The sequence below is a fragment of the Sphingomonas sp. RIT328 genome, from assembly GCF_000632225.1.
In the GTDB taxonomy this organism is placed as follows: Bacteria; Pseudomonadota; Alphaproteobacteria; order Sphingomonadales; family Sphingomonadaceae; genus Sphingomonas; species Sphingomonas kyungheensis.
Genome location: NZ_JFYV01000056.1, coordinates 103003 through 124181 on the forward strand (window position 1 = coordinate 103003; position 21179 = coordinate 124181).

Consider the following 21179-nt stretch of genomic DNA (forward strand, 5'->3'; position numbering starts at 1 on the left):
TCATTGAGACAGGACCATGTGTCATGTGCTCATCATCGAGGATGATTGGTTTATCGCCGATCATATCGCCCAGCTGGTCGAGAGCGCCGGCGCGGTGACGATCGACATGGCCGATTGCGAGGAGGATGCGGTGGCGCAGGCGCTTGCCCGTCGACCCGCGGTGATCATCGCCGACGTCACGCTCGCCGCCGGCACCGGCCCCGCCGCGGTCGACCGGATCACCGCGCAGGCGGGCGAGATACCGGTGCTCTTCGTCACCGGCGAACCGCGCGCGTTCCGGCCGCGGGCGACGTCGATGCGCGTGCTGCACAAACCGGTCGACGACCGCCTGCTCATCGCCACCTTCCGCGCGATCGCCCCGCCCGCCTAATCGGCGACGGTCAGCGCGGCGCGACTGTCGTCGATCTTGCCGGCGAGCCCCGGCACCTCCTCGAGCTGCCGCAGATCGGTGAACCGCCCGCGCTCGCCGCGATAGCGGACGATCTCGAAGCCATGGCCGCGCAGGCCCGGCACCGCATCGAGCTGCTCGGCGGTGGCGGTATTGACGTTGACGCTATCGCTCATGCCACCGTGATCCGCCCTGCCGCTGCCGGGGTCAAGCCCGTCCCGCGCGATCCTGCGGGGTCCCGGCGGCCTCGCGGCAGCCGCCGGGGCGGCAGATCAGAAGTGGGCGGGCGACGGCACGGGCTCGGGCGTCGGCGGCACCGGTTGCGCCTCCTCCTGCTGCGCGCGGATCAGCCGTGCCAACACCTGGCGCGAGCGGACGCCGCCGGCATCGATCGAGAAGCCGCGCAGCTTCATCCCCGGATTGCGCTCGATCGAGCGCTGCTGCGCCTCGAGCACCTCGACATCCTCGGCGAAGACGCGGCCCTGCTGCGCCTTGAACCGTTCGGTGAAGCCCTGATCGCGAATGTCGAAATTGCGCGCCATGCCCCAGAAATAATGCGTGGTCGTCTCGCTCTCGGGAGTCAGCGCGTCGATCACCATGCCGCGCACGCCCTGGTCGTGATCCTCGATCGTCGCCCCCGCCCCGACCGGCGCGACGCCGACGTCGATCAGGATCGACGAGGGCGCGATGAAGCGGCAGATCTGCCAGCGGTCGACCGGGCCGTCCTGCTTGAGCGCGTCGCGCCAGAAGGGCGGCGCATTGACCCCGGGCATCCAGCGGGTGACGAACACCTCTTCCCCGCGCACCTCGGTCTCGATCGCCGCCTCCATCAGCTCGGGCTGGCCGATCGATCCCTGATGCGTGTAGGTCTCGTGCGTCAGGTCCATCAGATTGTCGATCACCAGCCGGTAATCGCAGGCGATCGGATAATAGCCGCCGTCGAACGTCCAGTCGGGGTGCGAACAGGGCCAGAAGTCGGGCACCAGCGTGTCGTCGGCGCGCGCCGGATCGCCGATCCACACCCAGATCAGGCGATGCCGCTCGACCACCGGATAGCGGCGCACGCACAGCGCCTGATTGGGGCGTTCGCCCTTGATCGGCATTTCGAGCACCGCGCCGTCGGGATCGAACAGCATGCCGTGATAGCGGCAGCGCAGATTGTCGCCTTCCTTGAGGCCCATCGACAGCGGCAGCATGCGGTGCGGGCAGGCATCGTGCAGCGCGGCGATCGACCGGTCGAATTTGCGGTACAGCACCACCGGCTCGCCGCAGATCGTCCGCGCCATCGGCTGACGGTCGACCTCATGATCCCAGGCGGCGACATACCAGCGGTCTTGCAGAAACATCACGCTCTCCATTGTCCGCTCCTCTGGCGGAAGCCCGGCGATCGTCTGCCGATATAGTTGCGATGTCAACTATCCCGATCGAGACGATCGACGTTGGCGTATAATTTGCCGAGCAGCGCGATCAGCTGGTCGCGCTCCGCGGCATCGAGCCCGGCGAGCAGCGCCCGCTCGCGGTCGAGTGCGATGCGGATGATGGCGTCGTGCATCGCCTCCCCCGCCGGGGTCAGCGACAGCGCGCGGCTGCGGGCGTCGGCGCGGTCGGGCACGGCCTGGACGAGGCCGAGCGCCTGCAGGCGGCCCGTGGCCCGGCTGGCGGCGGCCTTGTCGATGCCGCTCGCCTCGCAGATCGCGCCGGCGCTGGCGGTGCCGCGCACCTTGAGATTGGCGAGCAGTCGCCATTCGTTCACGCCGATGCCGAAGCGCGCGAGATAGATGCGTGAGGCACCGCGCGACAGCTTGTTGCCGATCGACGACAGGAAGAAGGGGACGTAACGGTCGAGGTCGAGCTGGGGCATCGCACCGGCATGACGGCTCCTCCCCGCGCCGACAAGCGCGCTACGCCGCGCGCCGCCGCGGCAGCGCGAGCAAGGCCAGTGCGGCGATCGCCGATCCCCCCGCCATACAGTCGGCGACCAGCGCGAGATCGCCGCCCGCGGCGAACAGCAATCCGGCGACGATCGGCCCGAGCGCGGCCCCGGCGCGTCCGACGCCGATGACGAAGCCGGTGCCGCTGCCGCGCGCGGCGACCGGGAAGGAGTCCGCGACCAGCGCATAGAGGCCGACCACCGCCGCATTGGTGAAGACGCCGACCAGCGCCGCCGCCTGTTTGAGCGTGCCGAGATCGCCCGCCGCCCGGCCGAAGACGATGACGCTCGCGACCGCACCGACCAGCGCCGCCAGCACCAGCGGCCGCACCGGCCAGCGCTTCGACAGCAGGCCGAGCAGCACCGCGCCCGTCAGCCCGCCGACATTCGCCCAGACCAGCACGCCGCCCGCCACCGCCGCCGGATGCCCCAGATCGACGACGATTTTCGGGATCCACTTGAGCGTGAAGTAGAAGGTCATGATGTGCGCGAGATAGGCGAGCGTCAGCAGCAGCGTCGTGCCCGCCAGCCCCGGCCCGAACAGCGCCCGCCAGCCGCCGCGCGCCTGGGCCGCCGCCGGGTCGGGGAGCGTCGCCAGCACCGGCTCGCCGCGTTGCGCGAGCAGCGCATTGACCCGCGCCAACGCGTCGCGCGGCTGCCGCTCGACCAGATAGCCGATCGTTTCGGGCAGCAGCCACCACGCCAGCGGCAGGAAGGCGGCGCTGACGATCGCGCCGAAGACGAAGACGTCGCGCCAGCCGCCGCCCGCCAGCAGTGCCGAGGCGATCGTCCCGCCGACGATCGCCCCGAGCGGATAGCCCGCCGCCATGATCGTCACCCCGAGCGAACGGCTGCGCGCATTCGCCTGTTCGGCGACCATCGCATTGGTGGTGGCGAGCATCCCGCCGATGCCGAGGCCGGTGACGAGCCGGACCAGCGACAGCGTGACGATACCGCCGACCAGCGGCGCCAGCGCCATCCCCGCCGCCATGATCGCGAGGCAGGCGAGGATCACCGGCCGCCTTCCGATCCGGTCGGCGACGCGGCCGAGCAGCACCGATCCCGCCGCCATGCCGAACAGCTCCATCGACAGCACGACGCCGAGCGCGGCGCGATCGACCTGCCATTCGGCGGCGATGCCCGGCGCGGCGAAGCTGATCGCCAGCACGTCGAACCCGTCGAGCGCGTTGAGCAGCACGCACAGGGCGATCGCGACCATCTGTCGCCAGTGCATCGCCCCCGTCTCGATCCTCTGGCGGGGATCGACCCCGCCGCCGCCCATCGCCGTCACCACGCTGTCTCCTGTTAGCTGGGCTCCACCGCCATCAAGGCGTCGAGCGCCACGACACTGAGGCCGGCGCCGGCCGGGTGGAGGATCACCGGATTGAGATCGACTTCCCGGATGCGCGGATGCGCCACCATCACGTCGGCGAGCCTTAGCACCAGATCGGCGAGCGCCGCGACGTCGAGCGCCGGCGCGCCGCGCCAGCCGTCGAGCAGCGCGGCGGCCTGCAGCCGGCGCAGTCCGGCGACGACCTGCGCGTGCGTCATCGTCGGCGCGAACAGCTGCACGTCCTTGAGCACCTCCGTCTGCACGCCGCCGAAGCCGGCGAGGATGACGGGCCCCCAATCGGGATCGTTGCGCGCACCGACGATCATCTCGGTGCCGCGCGCGCCCATCGCCTCGACCAGAATACCGTCGAGCGTCACGCCGGGCAGGTGGCGCGCGACATCGGCGATCATCCGGTCCCAGCCGGCGGCGACCGCCGCGCCATCGGTGAGATGGAGGATGACGCCACCGGCATCGCTCTTGTGGCTGAGCGCCGCCGATTGCGCCTTGAGCACGACGGGATAGCCGAGCGCCTCCGCCGCGGCGCAGGCGGCATCGCGGCTCGTCGCCAGGCGCGAGGCCGGAAAGGTGAAGCCGCAGGGGGCGAGCAGCGCCTTGGCGGCATGTTCGGGGATGACGCCGCCCGCCTCGGGCAGCGCGAGCGGCGGCGCCGCCGCGGGCACGCGCGCCGCCGGGGCGGTGGCATCGACCAGCCGGGCGATCGCCCGCAGCGCGCGCTCGCTCGACGGGAAGCACGGCACGCCGCGTGCGCGCAAGGCGGTGACGGCCTCCTCCCCGATCGGCGCGCCCTCGTCGAGCCCGGCATAGATCACCGGCTTGTCGGCACCGTCGCCGAGCGCGGCAAGGATCGGCGGCAGCTTGATCGCCATCGTCACCGGATCGGTCTGGATCAGCCCGATCAGGATCGTATCGACGCGATCGTCGGCGAACAGCGCGGCGAGCGTGCGGGTATAGAGATCGGGATCGACCAGCCCCTGCGCGGTCAGGTCGAGCGGATTGCTCACTCCGACGAACTCGGGCAGCGCCGCGCGCAACGCCGGCGCCGTATCGTCGCCGAGCGCGGCGAGCGGCAGATCGAGCGCTTCGGCAAGGTCAAGCATCAGCGCCTTGAACGCCCCCGATTCACCCAGCACCGCGGTGCCGCCCGCCGGCAGGCGCGGACAGCGCAGCGCGATCTCGGCGACGTCGCTCAATTCCTCCAGCGTCTCGGCGAGCACGACGCCCGCCTGGCGGACGAGCAGCCGCATCACCGCATGATCGCCCGCCATCGCGCCGGTATGCGTCGCCGCGCTCTCGCGCGCGGCGCTCGACGTGCCGGGATGGAGCAGCACGATCGTCTTGCCCGCCGCCCGCGCGGCACGCGCGGCAGCGAGGAAGCGCGCCGGCTGGCGGAATTGCTCGACGATCATCGCGATCACGCGCGTGCCGGGTTCGTCGACCAGATAGTCGACATAATCCTCCACCCCGCTCGCCGCCTCGTTGCCGGTCGATACCGAGAAGGTCAGGCCGAGCGTGCGTGCGGCGAAGACGGTGCCGAGCACCGCCGCCATCGCGCCCGATTGCGAGACGACGCCGATCCCCGCCTGTCCCGGCGCGGGCGGGGTCGCCACCGTCTCGACGAAGGTCAGCGGCACGCCGTCGGGATGATTGACCATGCCGAGGCAGTTCGGCCCCTCGACCACCATCCCCGCTTCACGGGCGATGCGGCCGATCTCCGCCTGTTCGGCGAGCCCCGCCGCGCCGCCCTCGGCAAATCCGGCGGAGAAGATCACCGCCGCGCCGACGCCGCGCGCCGCCAGTTCGCGCACCGCATCGAGCACGCCGGCGCGCGGGATCGCCAGCACCGCGACGTCGACGCCTTCGGGCAGCGCCGCGATCGACGGCAGGCAGCGCCGTCCGCCGATTTCCTCCCGGCGCGGGTTGATGAGGTGGATCGCGCCGTCGAAGCGATGGCGATCGAGGTTGGCGAGCACCGCCGCGCCGAGGGCCCCCGGCTTGTCCGACGCACCGACGATCGCCACCGACCGCGGGCGCAGCAGCCGGGCGATCGACGGCGACGGAGTAAGGGACGGTGCCGGGGCATCGATCGACATCGTCTCGCTCCTCAGCCGCGCGTCTTGGTCTTATCATAGGCGCCCAGGCCCGGCTTGTAGCTCTTGTCGTCGATAAATTGCCGGATGCCCTCCTTTCGCCCCTCGTTGTCGTAGCTGTTCGCCGCCTCCTGCGCGCGGATCAGATAATCCTCCGCCTCGTCATAGGTCATCACGCCGACGCGGCGCACCGCGTCCTTGGTCGCCTTGAGCGCGACCGGGTTCTTCTTGGCGAGCACCTGCGCCACCGCGGTGACGCGCGCCTTGAGATCGGCGAGCGGCAGCGATTCGTTGACCAGCCCCCATTCCGCCGCGGTGCGCCCGTCGATCGTCTCGCCCATCATCGCGTGATACATGGCGCGGCGGAACGACAGCAGCTCGACCGCGACCTTGGTCGCGCCGCCGCCGGGCAGGATGCCCCAGTTGATCTCGCTGAGCCCGAACTGCGCCTCGTCGGCGGCGAAGGCGAGGTCGCAGGCGAACAGCGGGCCGTAGCCGCCGCCGAAGCACCAGCCGTTGACCATCGCGATCGTCGGCTTCTGATACCAGCGGAGCCGCCGCCACCAGCCGTAGCTCTCGCGCTGCGCCCCGCGCGTGCCGGCGAGGCCGAGCGCCTCGGTGTCACGGAAATATTCCTGAAGGTCCATGCCCGCCGACCAGGCGGTGCCCTCGCCGGTCAGCACCAGCACCGCGACGTCGTCGCGGAATTCGAGCGCGTCGAGTACCCGCATCATCTGGCGGTTGAGCTTGGGACTCATGCTGTTGCGTTTCTCGGGCCGGTTGAAGCGGACCCAGGCGATGCCGTCCTCGACGGTGAAGGCGACGGTTTCCTCTTCGGTACGTTCGATGGTCATGACACAGGTCTCCAGGCGCCGCGACGCGCGACGCGACGGTGGTTAGGAATACGATAATTGTAGGATCAGATCGGGAAGTGGCCGGGCTGCGTCTCGATCGTCACCCAGCGCAATTCGGTGAAGGAGTCGATGCCGGCGCGGCCGCCGAACCGCCCGTAGCCCGAACCCTTGGTGCCGCCGAACGGCATCTGCGCCTCGTCGTGCACGGTCGGGCCATTGACGTGGCAGATGCCCGATTTGATCGCGCGGGCGACGCGCAGGCCGCGCGCGGTGTCGCGGGTGAACACCGCCGCGGACAGGCCATATTCGCTGTCGTTGGCGAGCCGGATCGCCTCCGCCTCGTCGGCGGCGCGGATGATGCCGACCACCGGGCCGAAGCTTTCGTCGCGGAACAGCCGCATCGCCGGCGTGACGTGATCGATGACATGCGCCGGCATCAGCACACCGTCCGCCTCGCCGCCGACCAACTGCCGTGCGCCGCCCGCCAGCGCGTCGTCGATCAGCGCGCGGACGCCGTCGACCGTCCTGCGATCGACCACCGCGCCCAGCGGCGCCTGTCCCGCACGCGGATCGCCGACCGGCATCGTCTTGACCTTGGCGGCAAACTTCTCGGCGAAGGCATCGGCGACGGCTTCGACGACGATGATCCGCTCGGTCGACATGCAGATCTGGCCCTGGTTCATGAAGGCGCCGAACGCCGCCGCCTTGACCGCCTCGTCGAGGTCGGCATCCTCGAGCACCAGCAGCGGCGCCTTGCCGCCGAGTTCGAGCAGCACCGGCTTGAGCTGTTCGGCGCAGCGTTTGGCGATGATCCGACCGACATGCGTCGATCCGGTGAAATTGCCCCGCCGCACCGCGGGGTGATCGATCATCGCGCCGACCACCTCGCCCGCATCCGCCGGCGCGTTGCTGACGATCTGAACCACATTGTCGGGCAGCGCCTCGGCGAAGGCCTCGACGATCAGCTGATGCGTGCGCGGGCATTGTTCCGATGCCTTGAGAACCGCGGTATTGCCGCAGGCGAGCGGCACCGCCAGCGCGCGCACGCCGAGGATGATCGGCGCGTTCCACGGCGCGATGCCGAGCACCACGCCGGCGGGCTCGCGCAGCGCCATGGCGATGCAGCCGGGCTTGTCGGACGGGATGACCTCACCGCCGATCTGCGTGGTCAGCGCCGCCGCCTCGCGGATCATGCCGGCGGCGAGCATCAGGTTGAACCGCGCCCAGCCTTCGGTCGCGCCGATCTCCCCCATCATCGCCGCGACGAAATCGTCGGCGCGCGCCTCGAGCGCCGCCGCGGCGCGGGTCAGCGCGGCGCGACGCGCGGTCGGGCCGGTCTGGCTCCAGCTGTCGAAGGCGGCGGCGGCGGCGTCGCAGGCGGCGACGGCATCGGCGGGGGATTGCGCGGGCGCGGTGGTCGCGACCGCGCCGGTCACCGGATTGTGGCGCGTGAAGGTGGGCCGTTCCAAAGTCGCTGCCGTCGACATGTCCGCTCCTGAGTCTTATTTGTTATGGAGCATACCTAAACCGATGGCCGGGGCAAGCGGGATTTTACGCGATCATCCGCCGGCCCGCTCGATCCGCGTCAGCAGCGCGATCAGCGTCTGCCGTTCGTCCGCGGTAAGGTCGCGCAACAGCAGGTCTTCATGCTCGCGGATCCGTTCGAGCGCGGTCTCGATATGCGCCGCGCCGGCCTGGGTCAGCTGGAGTTCGAAGGCGCGGCGGTCGTCGCGCGCGACCCGCCGCTCGATCAGCCCCCGATCGACCAGATCGTTGACCAGGCTGACCATATTGGGCCGCTGGATGCCGAGCACCTTGCCCGCCGCGCCCTGGTTGATGCCGGGATTGTCGCGGATCGTCGACAGGATGCCGAACAGCACCTGCCGCATGCCGAGATCGCCGAGCGCATCGGCGAAATCGGCGGCGAACAGCGACGAGGTGCGGCGGAGATGATAGCCGACCAGCGTATCGAGGACGTTCAGCCTGACCGCTGCCGCATCGGTCGCCTGATCGGTTGTGCCTGTTTCCATTGGCGAAGGTGATAGGATCAAGCCCGGCGCCTGACAACGGCGCGGGCGGGCAGCCACCCGTCGCCGGTACGAGGCGCATCCCGTCACCGACTCGGGCGGGATGCGATGCCGGATCGCCACGGCGACGGGCCGCCCGACCGGTCACGCGCCCGGGCCGGCTAGACCCGCTCGAACAGCAAGGCGACGCCCTGGCCGACGCCGACGCACATGCAGGCGAGTCCATAGCGGCCACCCTCGCGCTGCAGTTGTTCGACCGCGGTCATCGTGATCCGCGCCCCCGACATGCCGAGCGGATGGCCGAGCGCGATGGCGCCGCCGTTCGGGTTGACGCGCGGATCGGCGGGATCGACGTCGAGGTCGCGCAGCACGGCGATCGCCTGCGCCGCGAAGGCCTCGTTGAGCTCGATCACGTCGATCTGATCGAGCGTCACGCCGCCACGGCGCAGCACCTTGCGCACCGCCTCGACCGGCCCGATCCCCATCACCCGCGGCGCGACGCCGGAGGAGGCCATGGCGATCACCCGCGCCCGCGGCACGAGGCCGTGCGCCTGCGCGGCCGCCGCCGAGGCGACGAGCAGCGCCGCCGCGCCGTCGTTGAGGCCGGAGGCATTGCCGGCGGTGACGGTGCCGTCGGCATGGACGACCGGCTTGAGCTTCGCCAGCGCTTCGGCACTGGTCGCGCGCGGATGCTCGTCGACCGCGAAGGCGACCGGATCGCCCTTGCGCTGCGGCACCAGCACCGGGACGATCTCCGCGGCGAAGCGGCCGCTCGCCTGCGCCGCCGCGGCCTTGGTCTGGCTGGCGAGCGCGAAGGCGTCCTGATCCTCGCGGCTGACCTGCCAGTCGGTGGCGACGTTCTCGGCGGTCTCCGGCATCGAATCGACGCCATAGGCATGGCGCATCGCCGGGTTGACGAAACGCCAGCCGAGCGTCGTGTCCTCGATTCTTTGCGCACGGTCGAACGGGGTCGCCGCCTTGCCGAGCACATAGGGCGCGCGCGTCATCTGCTCGACGCCGCCGGCGACGATCAGCGCGGCATCGTCGCTGCGGATCGCCTGCGCGGCGATGCCGATCGCGTTGAGCCCCGATCCGCACAGGCGGTTGATGGTCGCGCCGGGCACCTCCGGCGGCAGCCCGGCGAGCAGCGCCGCCATCCGCGCGACGTTGCGATTGTCCTCGCCCGCCTGGTTGGCGCAGCCGAGCAGGCAATCGTCCACCGCCGCCCAGTCGACCCCGGGGTTGCGCTCGATCAGCGCCTTGATCGGCAGTGCGGCGAGATCGTCGGCGCGGATGGTCGACAGCGCGCCGTTGAGGCGGCCGACCGGCGTGCGGATGGCGTCGCAGATAAAGGCATCGGTCACGAGTCAGTCCCTTCCAGTTCGGCGATGATGCGGCCCGCTTCGGCAAAGGCGGTATTGGCGGCGGGCACGCCGGCATAGATGGCGGTCTGCATCAGCACCTCCTTCAGCGCGTCACGGGTGAAGCCGCCGCGCGACAGGCCGGCGCGGACGTGGAGGCCGAATTCCTCCCAACGGCCGAGGCTGGCGGTGATCGCCACCACCAGCAGCCGCCGCGTCGCCTCGTCCAGCCCCGGCCGGCCCCAGATCTCGCCCCAGGCGATCCGGGTGATCATCGCCTGGAAATCGGCGGTGAAGTCGGTCCGCCTGGCGAGCGAGGCATCGACCCAGGCGTCGCCGAGGATGCGGCGGCGGTTGACCAGCCCGGCCTCGAACAGCGTCGCCGCCGCCGCGTCCGTCGCCGCGTCGCGCGTGAGGAAGGCGATCAGCGCGCCCGCCAGCGCCTGCGGCGCCTCGACGGGGGCGAGGTGGCCGACGGCGAGATGCACCGTCTCGCTGTGCGGGATCGCCGCCGCGATCCGCTCGCCATGGCCGGCGAAGGGCGTCGAGCGGTCGCCGTCGCCCGCCACCACCAGCACCGGCAGCGCCAGGCCGGGCAGCCGGTCGATCACCGCCATGTCGCGGATCGCCGCGCCCGCGCCGGCATAGCCCGCATCCGCCATCGCGATCAGCCCGCGGCGCAGCGACGCCGCCTCCGCCGGATGCGTCGCGGCAAAGCCTGTCGACAGGAAGCGGTCCATCGCCAGATCGGCGATTCCCGCGGTGCCGTCGCGCCGCACGGTGGCGATGCGATCGTCCCACGCCGCCGCATCCATCGTCGCCGACGTGCAGATCAGCGCCAGCGCCGTGATCCGCTCGCCATGGTCGAGCGCGAGCTGCATCGCGATCATCCCGCCGAGCGAGACGCCGGCGACCGCGGCGCGATCGACGCCGGCGGCATCCATCACCGCGATCACATCCGCGGCGAGCATCGGCAGGTCATAGTCGCCGTCGGGCGCGTCGGAGGCGCCATGGCCGCGCGTGTCGATCCGCAGCACGCGGTATCGCCCGGCCAGCGCGGGCACGCAGCCGGCCCACAAGGCCATGTCGGTCCCGATCGAATTGAGCAGCACCAGCGGCGGCGCGGCATCGTCGCCGTCGAGCCGCCAGTAGAGCCGCACCCCGTCCCGCGTCGCAAACGGCATGTCAGTCCTTCCCTATGTCGAGCAGCGCATCGACCAATGCCACGCTGTCGCCGATGTCGGTGCCCTGCCCCGCCGCGGCGAGGTTGCGGGCGATCGCATCGCCGTCGATCTCCAGCCCCTCGGCGACGCCCGCCATCGCCTCCGCCGCGCCCGAGGCGAGCAGGAACAGGTCGACCAGCATCGGCCCCTCGGCCTGCCAGCCGCCGAGCCCGCGCTCCTCCTCCGCCGGCAGCGCGGCGAGGATGCCGGCGACCAGTCCGGGCGCGCGCGTCGCGGCGGACAGCGCGATCTGACAGCCGGTCGGATTGCGCTTGTGCGCCATCGCCGACGATCCGCCACGCCCGGCGACCGCAGGCTCGCGCGCCTCGCCGACGCCATTCTGCGCGAGCAGCGCGAGGTCGCGCGCCATCTTGCCGAGCGCACCGATCAGGATGGCGAGCGCCGCCGCGATACCCGCCACCCCCTCGCGCCGCGCATGCCACGGCGGCGCCTCGGCAAGCCCGAGCGCCGCCGCGAGCCGGGCGGCGACCGCATCGGCCTGCCCCGCCTGATCGGGCCGGCTGCCCGCCGCGCCGCCCCATTGCAGCGCCGCCTTCGCCGCGACCTCGCGCGACAGCCGCGCCGCCGCCGCGGCGATCCCGGCATGCCATTGCGCGAGCCGCAGCCCGAAGCCGATCGGCTGCGCGTCCTGCAGCAACGTCCGCCCGATCGCCGGCGTCGCGGCATGCGCGCGGGCGAGCGGCGCCAGCGCGGTGGTGACTCGGTCGGTATCGACGAGCAGCAGCGTGCCGGCGCGGCGCACCTGCATCATCAGCGCGCTGTCCGCGACATCCTGGCTGGTCGCGCCGCGATGCAGCGCCGTCGCCGCCTCGCCATCGAGCTGCGCCCGCAGCGTCGCGACGAGCGGGATCGCCAGCGTCCCCGCCAGCGCCGCCCGTTCGGCGAGCGCCGCAGGATCGAGGCGCAGCGCCGACGCCGCCGCCGCGATCGCCGCGGCGGCCTCCGCCGGGATCACCCCCACCGCCGCCTGCGCCGCCGCCAATGCGGTTTCGAAGGCGAGCGCCGCGGCGATCGTCGCTTCATCGTCGAACGTCGCGATCATCGCCGCGGTGGCGACCGGTCGGGTGCGGAGCAGGCTCACAGGTCGAAGAACACCGTCTCGTCCGCGCCGGCAAGCCGCAGGTCGAGCCACCAGAGCCCCTCGCCGCGCGGCTGCGCGATCAGCGTGCCGCGCCGTTCGACGGGGACGCAGGCGAGCACCGGATCCTCGTCATTGCCCGCCGCCCCCTCGAAATAGAGCCGCGTCGCCAGCCGCTTGATCAGCCCGCGCCCGAATACCGACACCGCGACATGCGGCGCCTGCAGGCTGTTGCCCGGCCCCGGCACGCGCCCCGGCAGGATGGTGCGGAAGCGGTACACGCCCTCGGCATCGACCGCGGCGCGACCGAAGCCGATGAAATGCGGGTCGATCGGCACGTCGTCGCGATCGTCGTCGAGCGCATGGTAGCGGCCGGCGGCATTGGCCTGCCAGATCTCGATCATCGCATCGACCACCGGCGCACCTTCGGCATCGAGCACGCGGCCGGCGATCTCGATCACCGCGCCCTGCGGCGTACCGGTCGGCGCCGACAGGTTGAGCAGCCAATGCTCCTCGGCGAACAGGTCGGGCCGCGCGCCCATCTCCGACTGGCCGACGAGGTCGGCGCCACCCTTCCACGGCAGGCCATAGTGGAAGAACGGCCCCACCGTCTGGCTCGGCGTCTGGCCGAACAGCGCCGGGTCGCGATTGTCCTGGCGCGGCGCGGGCTCGCGGGTTTCGAGGTCAGTCATGATGATCCTCCTCGAACGGCGTCTGCGCGCGCCCCTTGAGCACGATGTCGAACAGGTAACCGAGCGCCCAATTGGGCATGGTCGTCGCGATATCGAAGCGGCTGACCAGCCGCTGGCGATAGGGCATCGGCACCGCATTGGCGATCGGATCGATCTCGATCAGCGGGTCGTCGGGAAAATAGAGCTGCGTCACCAGGCGCGTCGCGAACGCCGGGCCGAGCAGCGACAGATGGATATGCGCCGGCCGCCAGGCATTGTTGTGATTGCCCCACGGATAGGCCCCCGGCCGCACCGTCACGAAGCGATAGCGGCCCTCGGCATCGGTGACGACCCGGCCGGCGCCGGTGAAATTGGGATCGAGCGGCGCATCCCATTGATCGCGCACATGGACGTAGCGCCCGGCGGCATTGGCCTGCCAGATCTCCACCACCGTGTCGGGCACCGGCCGCCCGGCCTCGTCGAGCACCCGGCCCGACACGACGATCCGCTGGCCGATCGGCGTGCCGCTATGCTGGCTGGTGAGATCGGCGAGCGCCGGCCCCATCAGCCGCTCCCAGCTGCCGCCCGGCCCGGTCGTCTCGGTCAGCGTCTGCGGCGCGCGCACCGGCGGCTGCGCCGGTGCGCGCAGCACGGTCGAGCGATAGTCGGGGAAGAGCGACGGCGGCGCGCCGGCATCGTCGCGCGCATAGGGGCGGACCTCGATCATGCCGCCAGCCCTTCCGCCACCTCGACCGGCGCCGCGGTCCGGGCGAGCACCTCGTCCACCGTCACGCCGGGCGCGAGCTCGACCAGCCGCAGCCCCGGCTTGTCGCAGGCGATCACGCACAGATCGGTGATGATCAGGTCGACGCACGCCCGCCCGGTCAGCGGCAGCGTGCAGGCGGGCAGGATCTTCGCCTCGCCCGCCTTGTTGGCGTGATCCATCACCACGACGACGCGCTTGACCCCGGCGACGAGGTCCATCGCGCCGCCCATCCCCTTCACCATCTTGCCGGGAATCGTCCAATTGGCGATGTCGCCGGCCGCGCTCACCTCCATCGCGCCGAGCACCGCCATGTCGATATGGCCGCCGCGGATCATCGCGAAACTGTCGGCGGAGGAAAAGAAGCTCGAGGTCGGCAGCGCGGTGATCGTTTGCTTGCCGGCGTTGATCAGGTCGGGGTCGACCGCGTCGCGCGTCGGGAAGGGGCCGATGCCGAGCATGCCGTTCTCCGACTGCAACGTCACGTCGAGCCCCTCGGGCACGTAATTCGCCACCAGGGTCGGAATGCCGATGCCGAGGTTGACGTAGAAGCCGTCCTCTAGCTCCTGCGCGGCGCGCGCCGCCATCTGTTCGCGGGTCCAGCCCATCACATCGCCTCCGCTTCGCGGACGGTCAGCTTCTCGATCCGCTTCTCGTTGATCGTCGACCGGACGATCCGGTCGACATAGATGCCGGGCGTGTGGATGCCATCGGGGTCGAGGCTGCCCGCCGGGACGATCTCCTCGACCTCGACCACCGTCACCCTGCCCGCGGTCGCCATGTTCGGGTTGAAGTTGCGCGCGGTCTTGCGGAACATCAGATTGCCCGCCGGATCGGCACGCCATGCCTTGATGATCGACAGATCGGCGCGCAGCCACGTCTCGCGGACATAGTCCTCGCCCTCGAAGGTCTCGACCGGCTTGCCTTCGGCGACGACCGTGCCGACGCCGGTCTTGGTGTAGAAGGCCGGGATGCCGGCACCCCCGGCGCGGATCCGCTCGGCGAGCGTACCCTGCGGTGTCAGCTCCAGCGTCAGCTCGCCGGACAGATATTGCTGCTCGAACAGCTTGTTCTCGCCGACGTAGCTGGAGATCATCTTGGCGATCTGCCGCGTCTCGAGCAGCATCCACAGGCCGAAGCCATCGGCGCCGGCGTTGTTCGAGATGACGGTGAGGTCGCGCACGCCGCTCGCGCGCACCTCGGGGATCAGGCTCTCGGGATTGCCCGACAGGCCGAAGCCGCCCGACATGATCGTCATCCCGTCGAACAGCAGCCCGTCGAGCGCCGCCGCCGGACTGTCGTAGATCTTGTTCTTCATACCGCCTCGCTGCTGGTCCCGCCGGTGAGCGGCAGGCCGACGTAATTCTCGGCGAGCGTCCGCTGCGCCGCTTCGGACCCACGGATATAATCCAGCTCCGCCATCTGGATACGCCGGTCGAATCCGTCCATCGTCGGGAACCGGTGGGTCACCGAGGTGAACCACCAAGAAAACCGCTCCGCCTTCCACACCCGCGCCAGCGCGCGCGCCGAATAGCCGTCGAGCCCTGCGTCCGAGCCGTGTTTATAGTGGAGCGCGAACGCCTCGCCGAGCATCGTCACGTCCGACACAGCGAGGTTCATGCCCTTGGCGCCGGTCGGCGGCACGATATGCGCAGCGTCGCCGGCAAGGAACAGCCGCCCCCAGCGCATCGGCTCCGACACGAACGAGCGCAGCGGCGCGATCGCCTTCTCGAACGACGGTCCGCGCGTCACCTTCGCGGCGGTATCGGGGCCGAGTCGCAGGCAGAGTTCGTCCCAGAAGCGGTCGTCCGACCAGTCGGCGATATCCTCGTCGAGCCCGCACTGGATGTAATATCGGCTGCGCGTCGTCGATCGCATCGAGGCGAGCGCGAAGCCGCGTTCGTGATTGGCGTAGATCAGTTCGTGGTCCGCGGGCGGCACGTCGGCGAGGATGCCGAGCCAGCCGAACGGATAGACGCGCTCGAACGTCGTCAGCACCTCGGGCGGGATCGCCGCGCGACTGATGCCGTGATAGCCGTCGCAGCCGACGATATAATCGCACGCCACCTGGTGGTCGACGCCGTCCGCGCGCCACGATACCGTCGGCCGCTCGCCGTCGATCCCGGCAAGGGCGACATCCTCGGCGTTCCACACGATCGGCAGGTCGTCGGCTTCGGCGGCGTCGAACAGGTCGCGCATCACCTCCTGCTGGCCATAGACGGTGACGGTCGATCCGCCGGTCAGCGCCGCCATGTCGATGCGGAACGATCGCCCGTCGAGCGACAGATTGGTGCCGCCATGCACCAGCCCCTCGCGCTGCAACCGCCCGGCGAGCCCGAGCCGGTGCATCAGATCGACGGTGACCTGTTCGAGCACTCCGGCGCGCACCCGCCCTTCGACATAGGCGCGGTCGCGCCGTTCGAAGACCACCGCGTCGATGCCCTCGCGGCGCAGCAGATGCGCGAGGAACATCCCCGCCGGCCCTGCCCCGATGATCGCAACCTGTGTGCGCATCCGTCGATCCTCTCTGCGACTCTTCGCATCGCCTGCCGCCAAGGTGCGCGGCGGCCGCGGCGCGGGCCATGCCGTCGCCAGCCGAAAAGTTGGATTTTCCAGCGCGGCCGTTATGCTCGGGCGATGGGAACCGATCCGGTGCCGAGCTTCTATCTCTACGGCGAGCCGCATCGCGCGGTCGCCGACGGCTTCATCCATGTCGAGCAGCTCGATGACCGTTCGCGGCCGAGCGAATGGACGATCCGACCGCATGCCCATGCCGATCTGGTGCAGATGTTCCTGATCGGATCGGGCGGCGGCGCGATGCAGGCGGAGGATGCGGCGATGCGCTTCGACGCGCCGGCGCTGCTGCTGATCCCCGCCGGCGTCGTCCACGGCTTTCACTGGACGAGCGAGTCGGCGGGCTGGGTGCTGACGCTCGCGCGCACCTTCCTCAAGGATCTCGTCGCGCGTCATCCCGACCTCGCCCCGGTGTTCGACCGGCCCCAGGCGCTGACCCCTGACGCCGCCGTCGCCGCGCGGCTGACGCAGGCGATGGCGACGCTGCGCCAGGAGCTCGCCTGGTCCGCCGCGGGTCATCATGTCGCGGTCGAGGCGGCGCTGCTCGCGATGCTGGTCGGCGCGCTGCGGCTGCTGCCGGGCGACGATGCCGCCGCCGCGCCCGCGCCGGGCCAGCATGCCGGCCTCGTCGCCCGCTTCCGCGCCCGGATCGAGGATCGCTTCCGCCGGCGCGAGAGCATCGCCGCGCATGCCGCCGCGCTCGGCACCAGCGAGACGAGCCTGCGCGTCGCCTGCGCGCGCATCGCCGGCCGCTCGCCCGCGGCGATGCTCGACCAGCGCGCGATGCTGGAGGCACGCCGCGCGCTGCTCTATTCGAATTTGTCGGTGGCGGAGATCGGCTATGCGCTCGGTTTCGCCGATCCCGCCTATTTCACCCGCTTCTTCACCCGCCACGCCGGCCGGTCACCGCTGCGCTACCGCCGTGCGAATGCGGTGGACGCCGCGGACCGCCGCTCATAGCCGGCATCGGCCGCCCTTGCCCCGACGCGCCGCGTGGCGACGCATATCTCTTTAACCTCAAGCCCGTATCCCCGCCCAAAGGGCGGAGACGACAGTGCTATTCGGCGATCACGCGGACACCCGGCGGCGCGACCGGACGATCGATACGCTGCGCGGCCTGCTCGTCCTCGCGGTGATCGCCGGTCATTATGCCGAGATCACCGACCGGACGAGCTTCCTCACCTGGCTCGGCGCGGGGGTGCGGATGCCGCTGTTCATCGGCTTGACGGGCTATCTATTTAATCTCGGCGGCGCGCGGTCGCGGCCGCTGGCGGTCACGCTGCACCGCTATGGCGCGCGGCTGATCGCGCCCTGGCTGATCGCCTGCGGCGTCTATCTGACCTGCGCGACGCAGCTCACCCCGCTCGCGCTGCTCGCCGTGCCGGTGCGGCCGCCCTTCCACTTCTGGTTCGTCCCGGTGATGATGAGCTTCATCGTCATCGCCGCGCTGAGCCGGCGCACGCCGCTGTCGATGCTCGGCGTCGCCATTCCGGTGAGTATCGCGGCGATGTACCTGCTCGGCGTGCAGCATGTCGTCCGCCACGACTTCAACGGCTGGATGCCCGACCGGCGCTTCTTCATCTTCCCGATCTATTTCTTCTACGGCGTTTGGGTCGCCGATCGCGCGATCGATCGCGGCAAGATCTGTGCGGCGCTGGTGCTCGCGCCGATCGGACTGGTGTGGTGGTGCACGCTCTACGCCCATCCGTCCGCGTCGGGTGAGGTGGCGGCGAGCCTGATCGCGTCGCTGTCGCTGATCTGCCTGCTGCCCGGCATCCGGGCGAGCGCATGGTCGCTGCCGGTGATCGGCGGCATCGGCCGCCATAGCCTGTTCTTCTACCTCTGGCACCCGATGGTCTTCGGTCTGTGGTCGAGCGCCGGCATCCGCGGCGTGCCGATGCTCGGCGTCACGATCCTGTCGCTTGCGCTCGCCTGTGCATGGCTCACCCGGCATGGCGCCGCGGCGCGGGTCTTCGGCGTCACCGTCCGGACGGGACCATCGCCAGCCCGCGAGGTGGCGTTGCAGGAACGGCTCGCATGACCGGTGTTGCCGCGCTTGCCCGTACCGGGATGCTGACGATCGCCTGGCTCGTGCTGCTGCCGATGCTCGCCCTGCTGTTCGGCGCGATGATCCCGATCGTGCCGTGGCTGCGCATCGTCGCGAGCGACATCGTGCCCAATCGGGTGACGTGGATCTTCCTCGTCGCCGTGACGATCGCCGTGATCGCATGGCTGGCGCATCGCGCCCGCCCGACCGCGTTGACCCGCGCCCTGCTCACCGTCGCCGGGGTGACGGCGATCGGCGCGACGATCGTCATCGTCCATCTGCTGCAGGTCGCCGCGGCGAACGAGGCGGAGATCGACCTGCCGAGCACCCTGTCGTGGCGCGAGTTCAGCGAGGCGGCCCAGCCCGATCGCAGCCTCGTCTTCGCCCGGCCGCAGGGGGAGCCCTTGTGGCTCGACCTCTACCGTCCCACGGATGTCGCGGTCGGCCCGCCGCGGCCGGTGCTGCTCGTCGTCCATGGCGGCGGCTTTATCGAAGGTAGCCGCCGGGTCGGCGCCGCCAATATGCGCCGCTATGCCGAGCGCGGCTTCATCGTAATCAGCATCGATTACCGGCTGGCGCGGCCGGATCGGCCGACCTGGAACCTGGCGACCCGCGACGTGCGCTGCGCGCTGCGCTGGGTGGTGTCGCATGCCCGCAAACTGCATGCCGACCCCGATCGCGTCACCGTGTTCGGCGTATCAGCGGGCGGCAATCTCGCCCTCGCCGCCGCCTATACGGTCGAGGACGGCGGCGCCGATCGCAGCTGCGGCCCCCGCAGCCCGTCGATCGCCGCGGTGATCGTCAAGGCGCCGCTGATCGATCCGCTCGCCTCGTGGTGGCGGCCGGGCGAGCTGCAGGATCAGCAGCGCCTCTACATGACGCGCTATATCGGCGGCCCGCCCGAAGCCTATCCGGCGCGCTACGCCGCGCTCGACCTGCGGCGACTGGTCGCGCCGGGCAAGCCGCCGACGCTGATCCTTGCCGGCCAGAATGATCCGCTGCTGCCCATCGCCAGCGTCGAAGCCTTCGCGACCCGCTCGGCGGCGAGCGGCAACAGCGTCGATCTCGTCGTGCTGCCCTATGCCGGCCACAACTTCAACACCGCCTATCACAGCATCGCCAATCAGCTGACGATGGAAACGATCACCCGGTTCATGAACCTCTACTCACGCCGCGCCCCCGTATCGTGACCGACGGACGGGCGCGCCACCGCGTCCACCGACGCATATCCTTCGCATAGATCAGTTTTTCCGTCGGGTCGGCTGAACCGGCATCATTGCCGCGCGTTCGGCTCATTCAGGTTCATCAAGACAGGTCATCACGGTCGGCGTGGCGTCATCCGGCGGATCATCCGCTGCGGACGATGCGCGATCATCGGACACAACGGACACGACGGGCCGCAGGCGACACCCTGCCGGCGTGGTCGGTCGTGCGAGGAGACGGAAAGTGGAAACACGCCAGTGCGACGTGCTGATCATCGGAGCGGGGACCGCCGGCCTCAAGGCCTATAAGGCGGCGGTCGCGCGCGGCGCCGATACCGTCATCGTCGAGAAAGGTCCCGGCGGGTCGACCTGCACCCGCGTCGGCTGCATGCCGTCGAAGCTGCTGATCGCCGCCGCCCGCCATGCGCACGAGGCGCGCCGCGCCGCCGAGTTCGGCGTCGTCACCGGTGCGGTGACGATCGACGCCGCGCGCGTCTGGCAGCGTGTCCGCGACGAGCGCGACCGTTTCGTCGCCGCGGTACTCGACGATTATCACGCCATCCCGGCCGACCACGTCCTCCACGGCACCGGGCGCTTCACTGGCCCGGATACGGTGACGACGGACGAGCGAACGATCGTCGCGCGGCAGGGGATCATCATCGCCACCGGCGGCCATCCGATTATCCCCGACGCGCTCGACGCGGTGCGCGACCGGGTCCACACGCATGAGACGATCTTCGAGATCGACGGCCTGCCGCAGCGCCTCGCGGTGTTCGGCGCCGGCCCGCTCGGCCTCGAGCTCGCCCAGGCGTTCGCGCGGCTCGGCAGCGAAGTGACGGTGATCGACAGCGGCGACACCGTCGGCGGACTCGACGATCCGGAGGCGAACACGCTCGCGCTCGCCGCGCTGCGCAAGGAGATGCGCATCGAGCTCGGCGTCGATGCCAGCGCGCAGCCGGGTGACGACGGCGCCTGCATCCGCTGGGACGGCGGCAGCGTCACCGTCGACCTGATCCTCGCCGCGACCGGACGGCCGCCGACGCTCGACGCGCTCGCCCTCGACGCCACCGGCATCGCGCGCGACGACCACGGTACGCCGCCCTTCGATAAAAGTACCCGCCGCTGTGGCGACAGCCGTATCTTCATCGCCGGTGACGCCAATGCCTGGCGCCCGGTGCTGCACGAGGCGGCGCGCGGCGGGCGGATCGCCGGCGACGTCGCCGCGGGCGGACCACCGGCGCGGGAGATCCCCTCGCTCGCCATCGCCTTCACCGAGCCCAATATCGTCTCGGTCGGCACGCGCTTCGACGCGCTGCCCGACGGTGCCCGGATCGGCAGCGCCACGGTCGAGGACAATGGCCGGGCGACCGCGGACGGCCGCTCCGACGGCATCGTCCGCCTCTATGCCGACGCCGACGGCCTGCTGATCGGCGCGACGATCGTCGCGCCGGAGGGCGAGCATCTCGGCCATCTGGTCGCACTGGCGATCGATCGCGGCACCGACATCGCCACCTTCGCCGACCAGCCCTGGTATCACCCGACCGTCGAGGAGCTGTTGCAGAGCGCCGCGCGCGATCTGCTCGGCACCGACGCCTGAGC

Annotated in this window: 21 protein-coding genes; 5 read left to right on the top strand and 16 right to left on the bottom strand. The window is 70.8% G+C overall.

Translation table 11 applies throughout. From position 1 onward, the window contains the following. The first annotated feature begins 16 nt into the window (after positions 1–16). A complete protein-coding gene (locus tag BW41_RS19675) occupies positions 17–370 on the top strand; it encodes a response regulator (RefSeq protein WP_037536932.1) in 354 nt (117 codons plus the stop codon). Here the strand turns inward: BW41_RS19675 and BW41_RS19680 are convergent. The 16 genes from BW41_RS19680 to pobA form a co-directional block, all read right to left on the bottom strand. Then, positions 367–564 carry a helix-hairpin-helix domain-containing protein gene (locus BW41_RS19680; RefSeq protein WP_037536934.1) on the bottom strand — a complete coding sequence of 66 codons (198 nt, stop codon included), beginning with the start codon at positions 562–564 and terminating at the stop codon, positions 367–369. The two genes, BW41_RS19675 and BW41_RS19680, sit on opposite strands and share 4 nt — an antisense overlap. Positions 565–660: 96 nt before the next feature. Beyond that, positions 661–1734, bottom strand: a complete 1074-nt coding sequence (locus tag BW41_RS19685; RefSeq protein ID WP_051583743.1) for an aromatic ring-hydroxylating dioxygenase subunit alpha — start codon at positions 1732–1734, stop codon at positions 661–663. Positions 1735–1799: 65 nt separating this feature from the next. Then, entirely contained in the window at positions 1800–2249 is a 450-nt protein-coding gene (locus BW41_RS19690; protein ID WP_037536937.1) for a MarR family winged helix-turn-helix transcriptional regulator, read from the bottom strand. 40 nt (positions 2250–2289) lie between these two features. Beyond that, positions 2290–3600 carry an MFS transporter gene (locus BW41_RS19695; RefSeq protein ID WP_037537022.1) on the bottom strand — a complete coding sequence of 437 codons (1311 nt, stop codon included), beginning with the start codon at positions 3598–3600 and terminating at the stop codon, positions 2290–2292. 23 nt (positions 3601–3623) lie between these two features. Beyond that, on the bottom strand, positions 3624–5762 hold the full coding sequence (locus BW41_RS19700) for an acetate--CoA ligase family protein (RefSeq protein WP_037536938.1): 2139 nt from the start codon (positions 5760–5762) through the stop codon (positions 3624–3626). An 11-nt stretch (positions 5763–5773) separates the two neighbouring features. After that, positions 5774–6613 (bottom strand): p-hydroxycinnamoyl CoA hydratase/lyase, encoded by an 840-nt coding sequence (locus BW41_RS19705; protein WP_037536940.1) that lies wholly within the window; start codon positions 6611–6613, stop codon positions 5774–5776. 65 nt (positions 6614–6678) lie between these two features. After that, positions 6679–8100, bottom strand: coding sequence for an aldehyde dehydrogenase (locus tag BW41_RS19710; protein WP_037536942.1), 1422 nt, complete (start codon positions 8098–8100; stop codon positions 6679–6681). 72 nt (positions 8101–8172) lie between these two features. Further along, entirely contained in the window at positions 8173–8643 is a 471-nt protein-coding gene (locus BW41_RS19715) for a MarR family winged helix-turn-helix transcriptional regulator (RefSeq protein ID WP_051583734.1), read from the bottom strand. Between the two features lie 158 nt (positions 8644–8801). Further along, positions 8802–10004 (bottom strand): 3-oxoadipyl-CoA thiolase, encoded by a 1203-nt coding sequence (pcaF, locus tag BW41_RS19720; RefSeq protein WP_037536944.1) that lies wholly within the window; start codon positions 10002–10004, stop codon positions 8802–8804. Continuing rightward, a complete protein-coding gene (gene pcaDC / locus BW41_RS19725) occupies positions 10001–11185 on the bottom strand; it encodes a bifunctional 3-oxoadipate enol-lactonase/4-carboxymuconolactone decarboxylase PcaDC (RefSeq protein WP_037536946.1) in 1185 nt (394 codons plus the stop codon). The genes pcaF and pcaDC overlap by 4 nt, the downstream gene beginning before the upstream one ends. Before the next feature lies 1 nt (position 11186). Continuing rightward, positions 11187–12326: a lyase family protein gene (locus BW41_RS19730; RefSeq protein ID WP_037536948.1), complete on the bottom strand. Its 1140-nt coding sequence runs from the start codon at positions 12324–12326 to the stop codon at positions 11187–11189. Then, a complete protein-coding gene (gene pcaG, locus BW41_RS19735; protein WP_037536949.1) occupies positions 12323–13015 on the bottom strand; it encodes a protocatechuate 3,4-dioxygenase subunit alpha in 693 nt (230 codons plus the stop codon). The genes BW41_RS19730 and pcaG overlap by 4 nt, the downstream gene beginning before the upstream one ends. Beyond that, complete coding sequence (gene pcaH / locus BW41_RS19740) at positions 13008–13721, bottom strand: protocatechuate 3,4-dioxygenase subunit beta (protein ID WP_037536951.1); 714 nt, start codon at positions 13719–13721, stop codon at positions 13008–13010. Before pcaH ends, pcaG begins: the two co-directional genes overlap by 8 nt. Beyond that, complete coding sequence (locus tag BW41_RS19745; protein WP_037536953.1) at positions 13718–14365, bottom strand: 3-oxoacid CoA-transferase subunit B; 648 nt, start codon at positions 14363–14365, stop codon at positions 13718–13720. Before BW41_RS19745 ends, pcaH begins: the two co-directional genes overlap by 4 nt. Beyond that, positions 14365–15075, bottom strand: coding sequence for a CoA transferase subunit A (locus BW41_RS19750; protein ID WP_037536955.1), 711 nt, complete (start codon positions 15073–15075; stop codon positions 14365–14367). The genes BW41_RS19745 and BW41_RS19750 overlap by 1 nt, the downstream gene beginning before the upstream one ends. Beyond that, the gene (gene pobA, locus BW41_RS19755) at positions 15072–16271 is read right to left on the bottom strand and encodes a 4-hydroxybenzoate 3-monooxygenase (RefSeq protein WP_037536957.1); all 1200 of its coding nucleotides are present in this window, start codon (positions 16269–16271) and stop codon (positions 15072–15074) included. The genes BW41_RS19750 and pobA overlap by 4 nt, the downstream gene beginning before the upstream one ends. A gap of 123 nt (positions 16272–16394) precedes the next feature. On the opposite strand from pobA, the gene BW41_RS19760 reads away from it, so the two are divergent. The 4 genes from BW41_RS19760 (at position 16395) to BW41_RS19775 (ending at position 21177) form a co-directional block, all read left to right on the top strand. Further along, positions 16395–17291: a helix-turn-helix domain-containing protein gene (locus BW41_RS19760; protein WP_037536960.1), complete on the top strand. Its 897-nt coding sequence runs from the start codon at positions 16395–16397 to the stop codon at positions 17289–17291. A gap of 94 nt (positions 17292–17385) precedes the next feature. After that, positions 17386–18372, top strand: coding sequence for an acyltransferase family protein (locus tag BW41_RS19765; RefSeq protein ID WP_051583735.1), 987 nt, complete (start codon positions 17386–17388; stop codon positions 18370–18372). Continuing rightward, positions 18369–19568, top strand: a complete 1200-nt coding sequence (locus BW41_RS20265) for an alpha/beta hydrolase (RefSeq protein ID WP_161773149.1) — start codon at positions 18369–18371, stop codon at positions 19566–19568. Before BW41_RS19765 ends, BW41_RS20265 begins: the two co-directional genes overlap by 4 nt. A 256-nt stretch (positions 19569–19824) precedes the next feature. Next, positions 19825–21177 carry a dihydrolipoyl dehydrogenase gene (locus BW41_RS19775; RefSeq protein ID WP_037536961.1) on the top strand — a complete coding sequence of 451 codons (1353 nt, stop codon included), beginning with the start codon at positions 19825–19827 and terminating at the stop codon, positions 21175–21177. The last annotated feature ends 2 nt before the right edge of the window (positions 21178–21179 follow it).

Excerpts from the sequence above, each read along its gene's own strand:
- BW41_RS19705 (WP_037536940.1), bottom strand. The coding sequence starts at position 6,613 with ATGACCATCGAACGTACCGAAGAGGAAACCGTCGCCTTCACCGTCGAG.
- BW41_RS19715 (WP_051583734.1), bottom strand. The coding sequence starts at position 8,643 with ATGGAAACAGGCACAACCGATCAGGCGACCGATGCGGCAGCGGTCAGG.
- BW41_RS19675 (WP_037536932.1), top strand. The coding sequence starts at position 17 with ATGTGTCATGTGCTCATCATCGAGGATGATTGGTTTATCGCCGATCAT.
- BW41_RS19750 (WP_037536955.1), bottom strand. The coding sequence starts at position 15,075 with ATGAAGAACAAGATCTACGACAGTCCGGCGGCGGCGCTCGACGGGCTG.
- BW41_RS20265 (WP_161773149.1), top strand. The coding sequence starts at position 18,369 with ATGACCGGTGTTGCCGCGCTTGCCCGTACCGGGATGCTGACGATCGCC.
- BW41_RS19695 (WP_037537022.1), bottom strand. The coding sequence starts at position 3,600 with ATGGGCGGCGGCGGGGTCGATCCCCGCCAGAGGATCGAGACGGGGGCG.
- pcaG (WP_037536949.1), bottom strand. The coding sequence starts at position 13,015 with ATGACTGACCTCGAAACCCGCGAGCCCGCGCCGCGCCAGGACAATCGC.
- BW41_RS19680 (WP_037536934.1), bottom strand. The coding sequence starts at position 564 with ATGAGCGATAGCGTCAACGTCAATACCGCCACCGCCGAGCAGCTCGAT.
- BW41_RS19690 (WP_037536937.1), bottom strand. The coding sequence starts at position 2,249 with ATGCCCCAGCTCGACCTCGACCGTTACGTCCCCTTCTTCCTGTCGTCG.
- BW41_RS19685 (WP_051583743.1), bottom strand. The coding sequence starts at position 1,734 with ATGTTTCTGCAAGACCGCTGGTATGTCGCCGCCTGGGATCATGAGGTC.
- pcaH (WP_037536951.1), bottom strand. The coding sequence starts at position 13,721 with ATGATCGAGGTCCGCCCCTATGCGCGCGACGATGCCGGCGCGCCGCCG.
- BW41_RS19710 (WP_037536942.1), bottom strand. The coding sequence starts at position 8,100 with ATGTCGACGGCAGCGACTTTGGAACGGCCCACCTTCACGCGCCACAAT.
- pobA (WP_037536957.1), bottom strand. The coding sequence starts at position 16,271 with ATGCGCACACAGGTTGCGATCATCGGGGCAGGGCCGGCGGGGATGTTC.
- pcaDC (WP_037536946.1), bottom strand. The coding sequence starts at position 11,185 with ATGCCGTTTGCGACGCGGGACGGGGTGCGGCTCTACTGGCGGCTCGAC.
- BW41_RS19760 (WP_037536960.1), top strand. The coding sequence starts at position 16,395 with ATGGGAACCGATCCGGTGCCGAGCTTCTATCTCTACGGCGAGCCGCAT.
- BW41_RS19745 (WP_037536953.1), bottom strand. The coding sequence starts at position 14,365 with ATGGGCTGGACCCGCGAACAGATGGCGGCGCGCGCCGCGCAGGAGCTA.
- BW41_RS19700 (WP_037536938.1), bottom strand. The coding sequence starts at position 5,762 with ATGTCGATCGATGCCCCGGCACCGTCCCTTACTCCGTCGCCGTCGATC.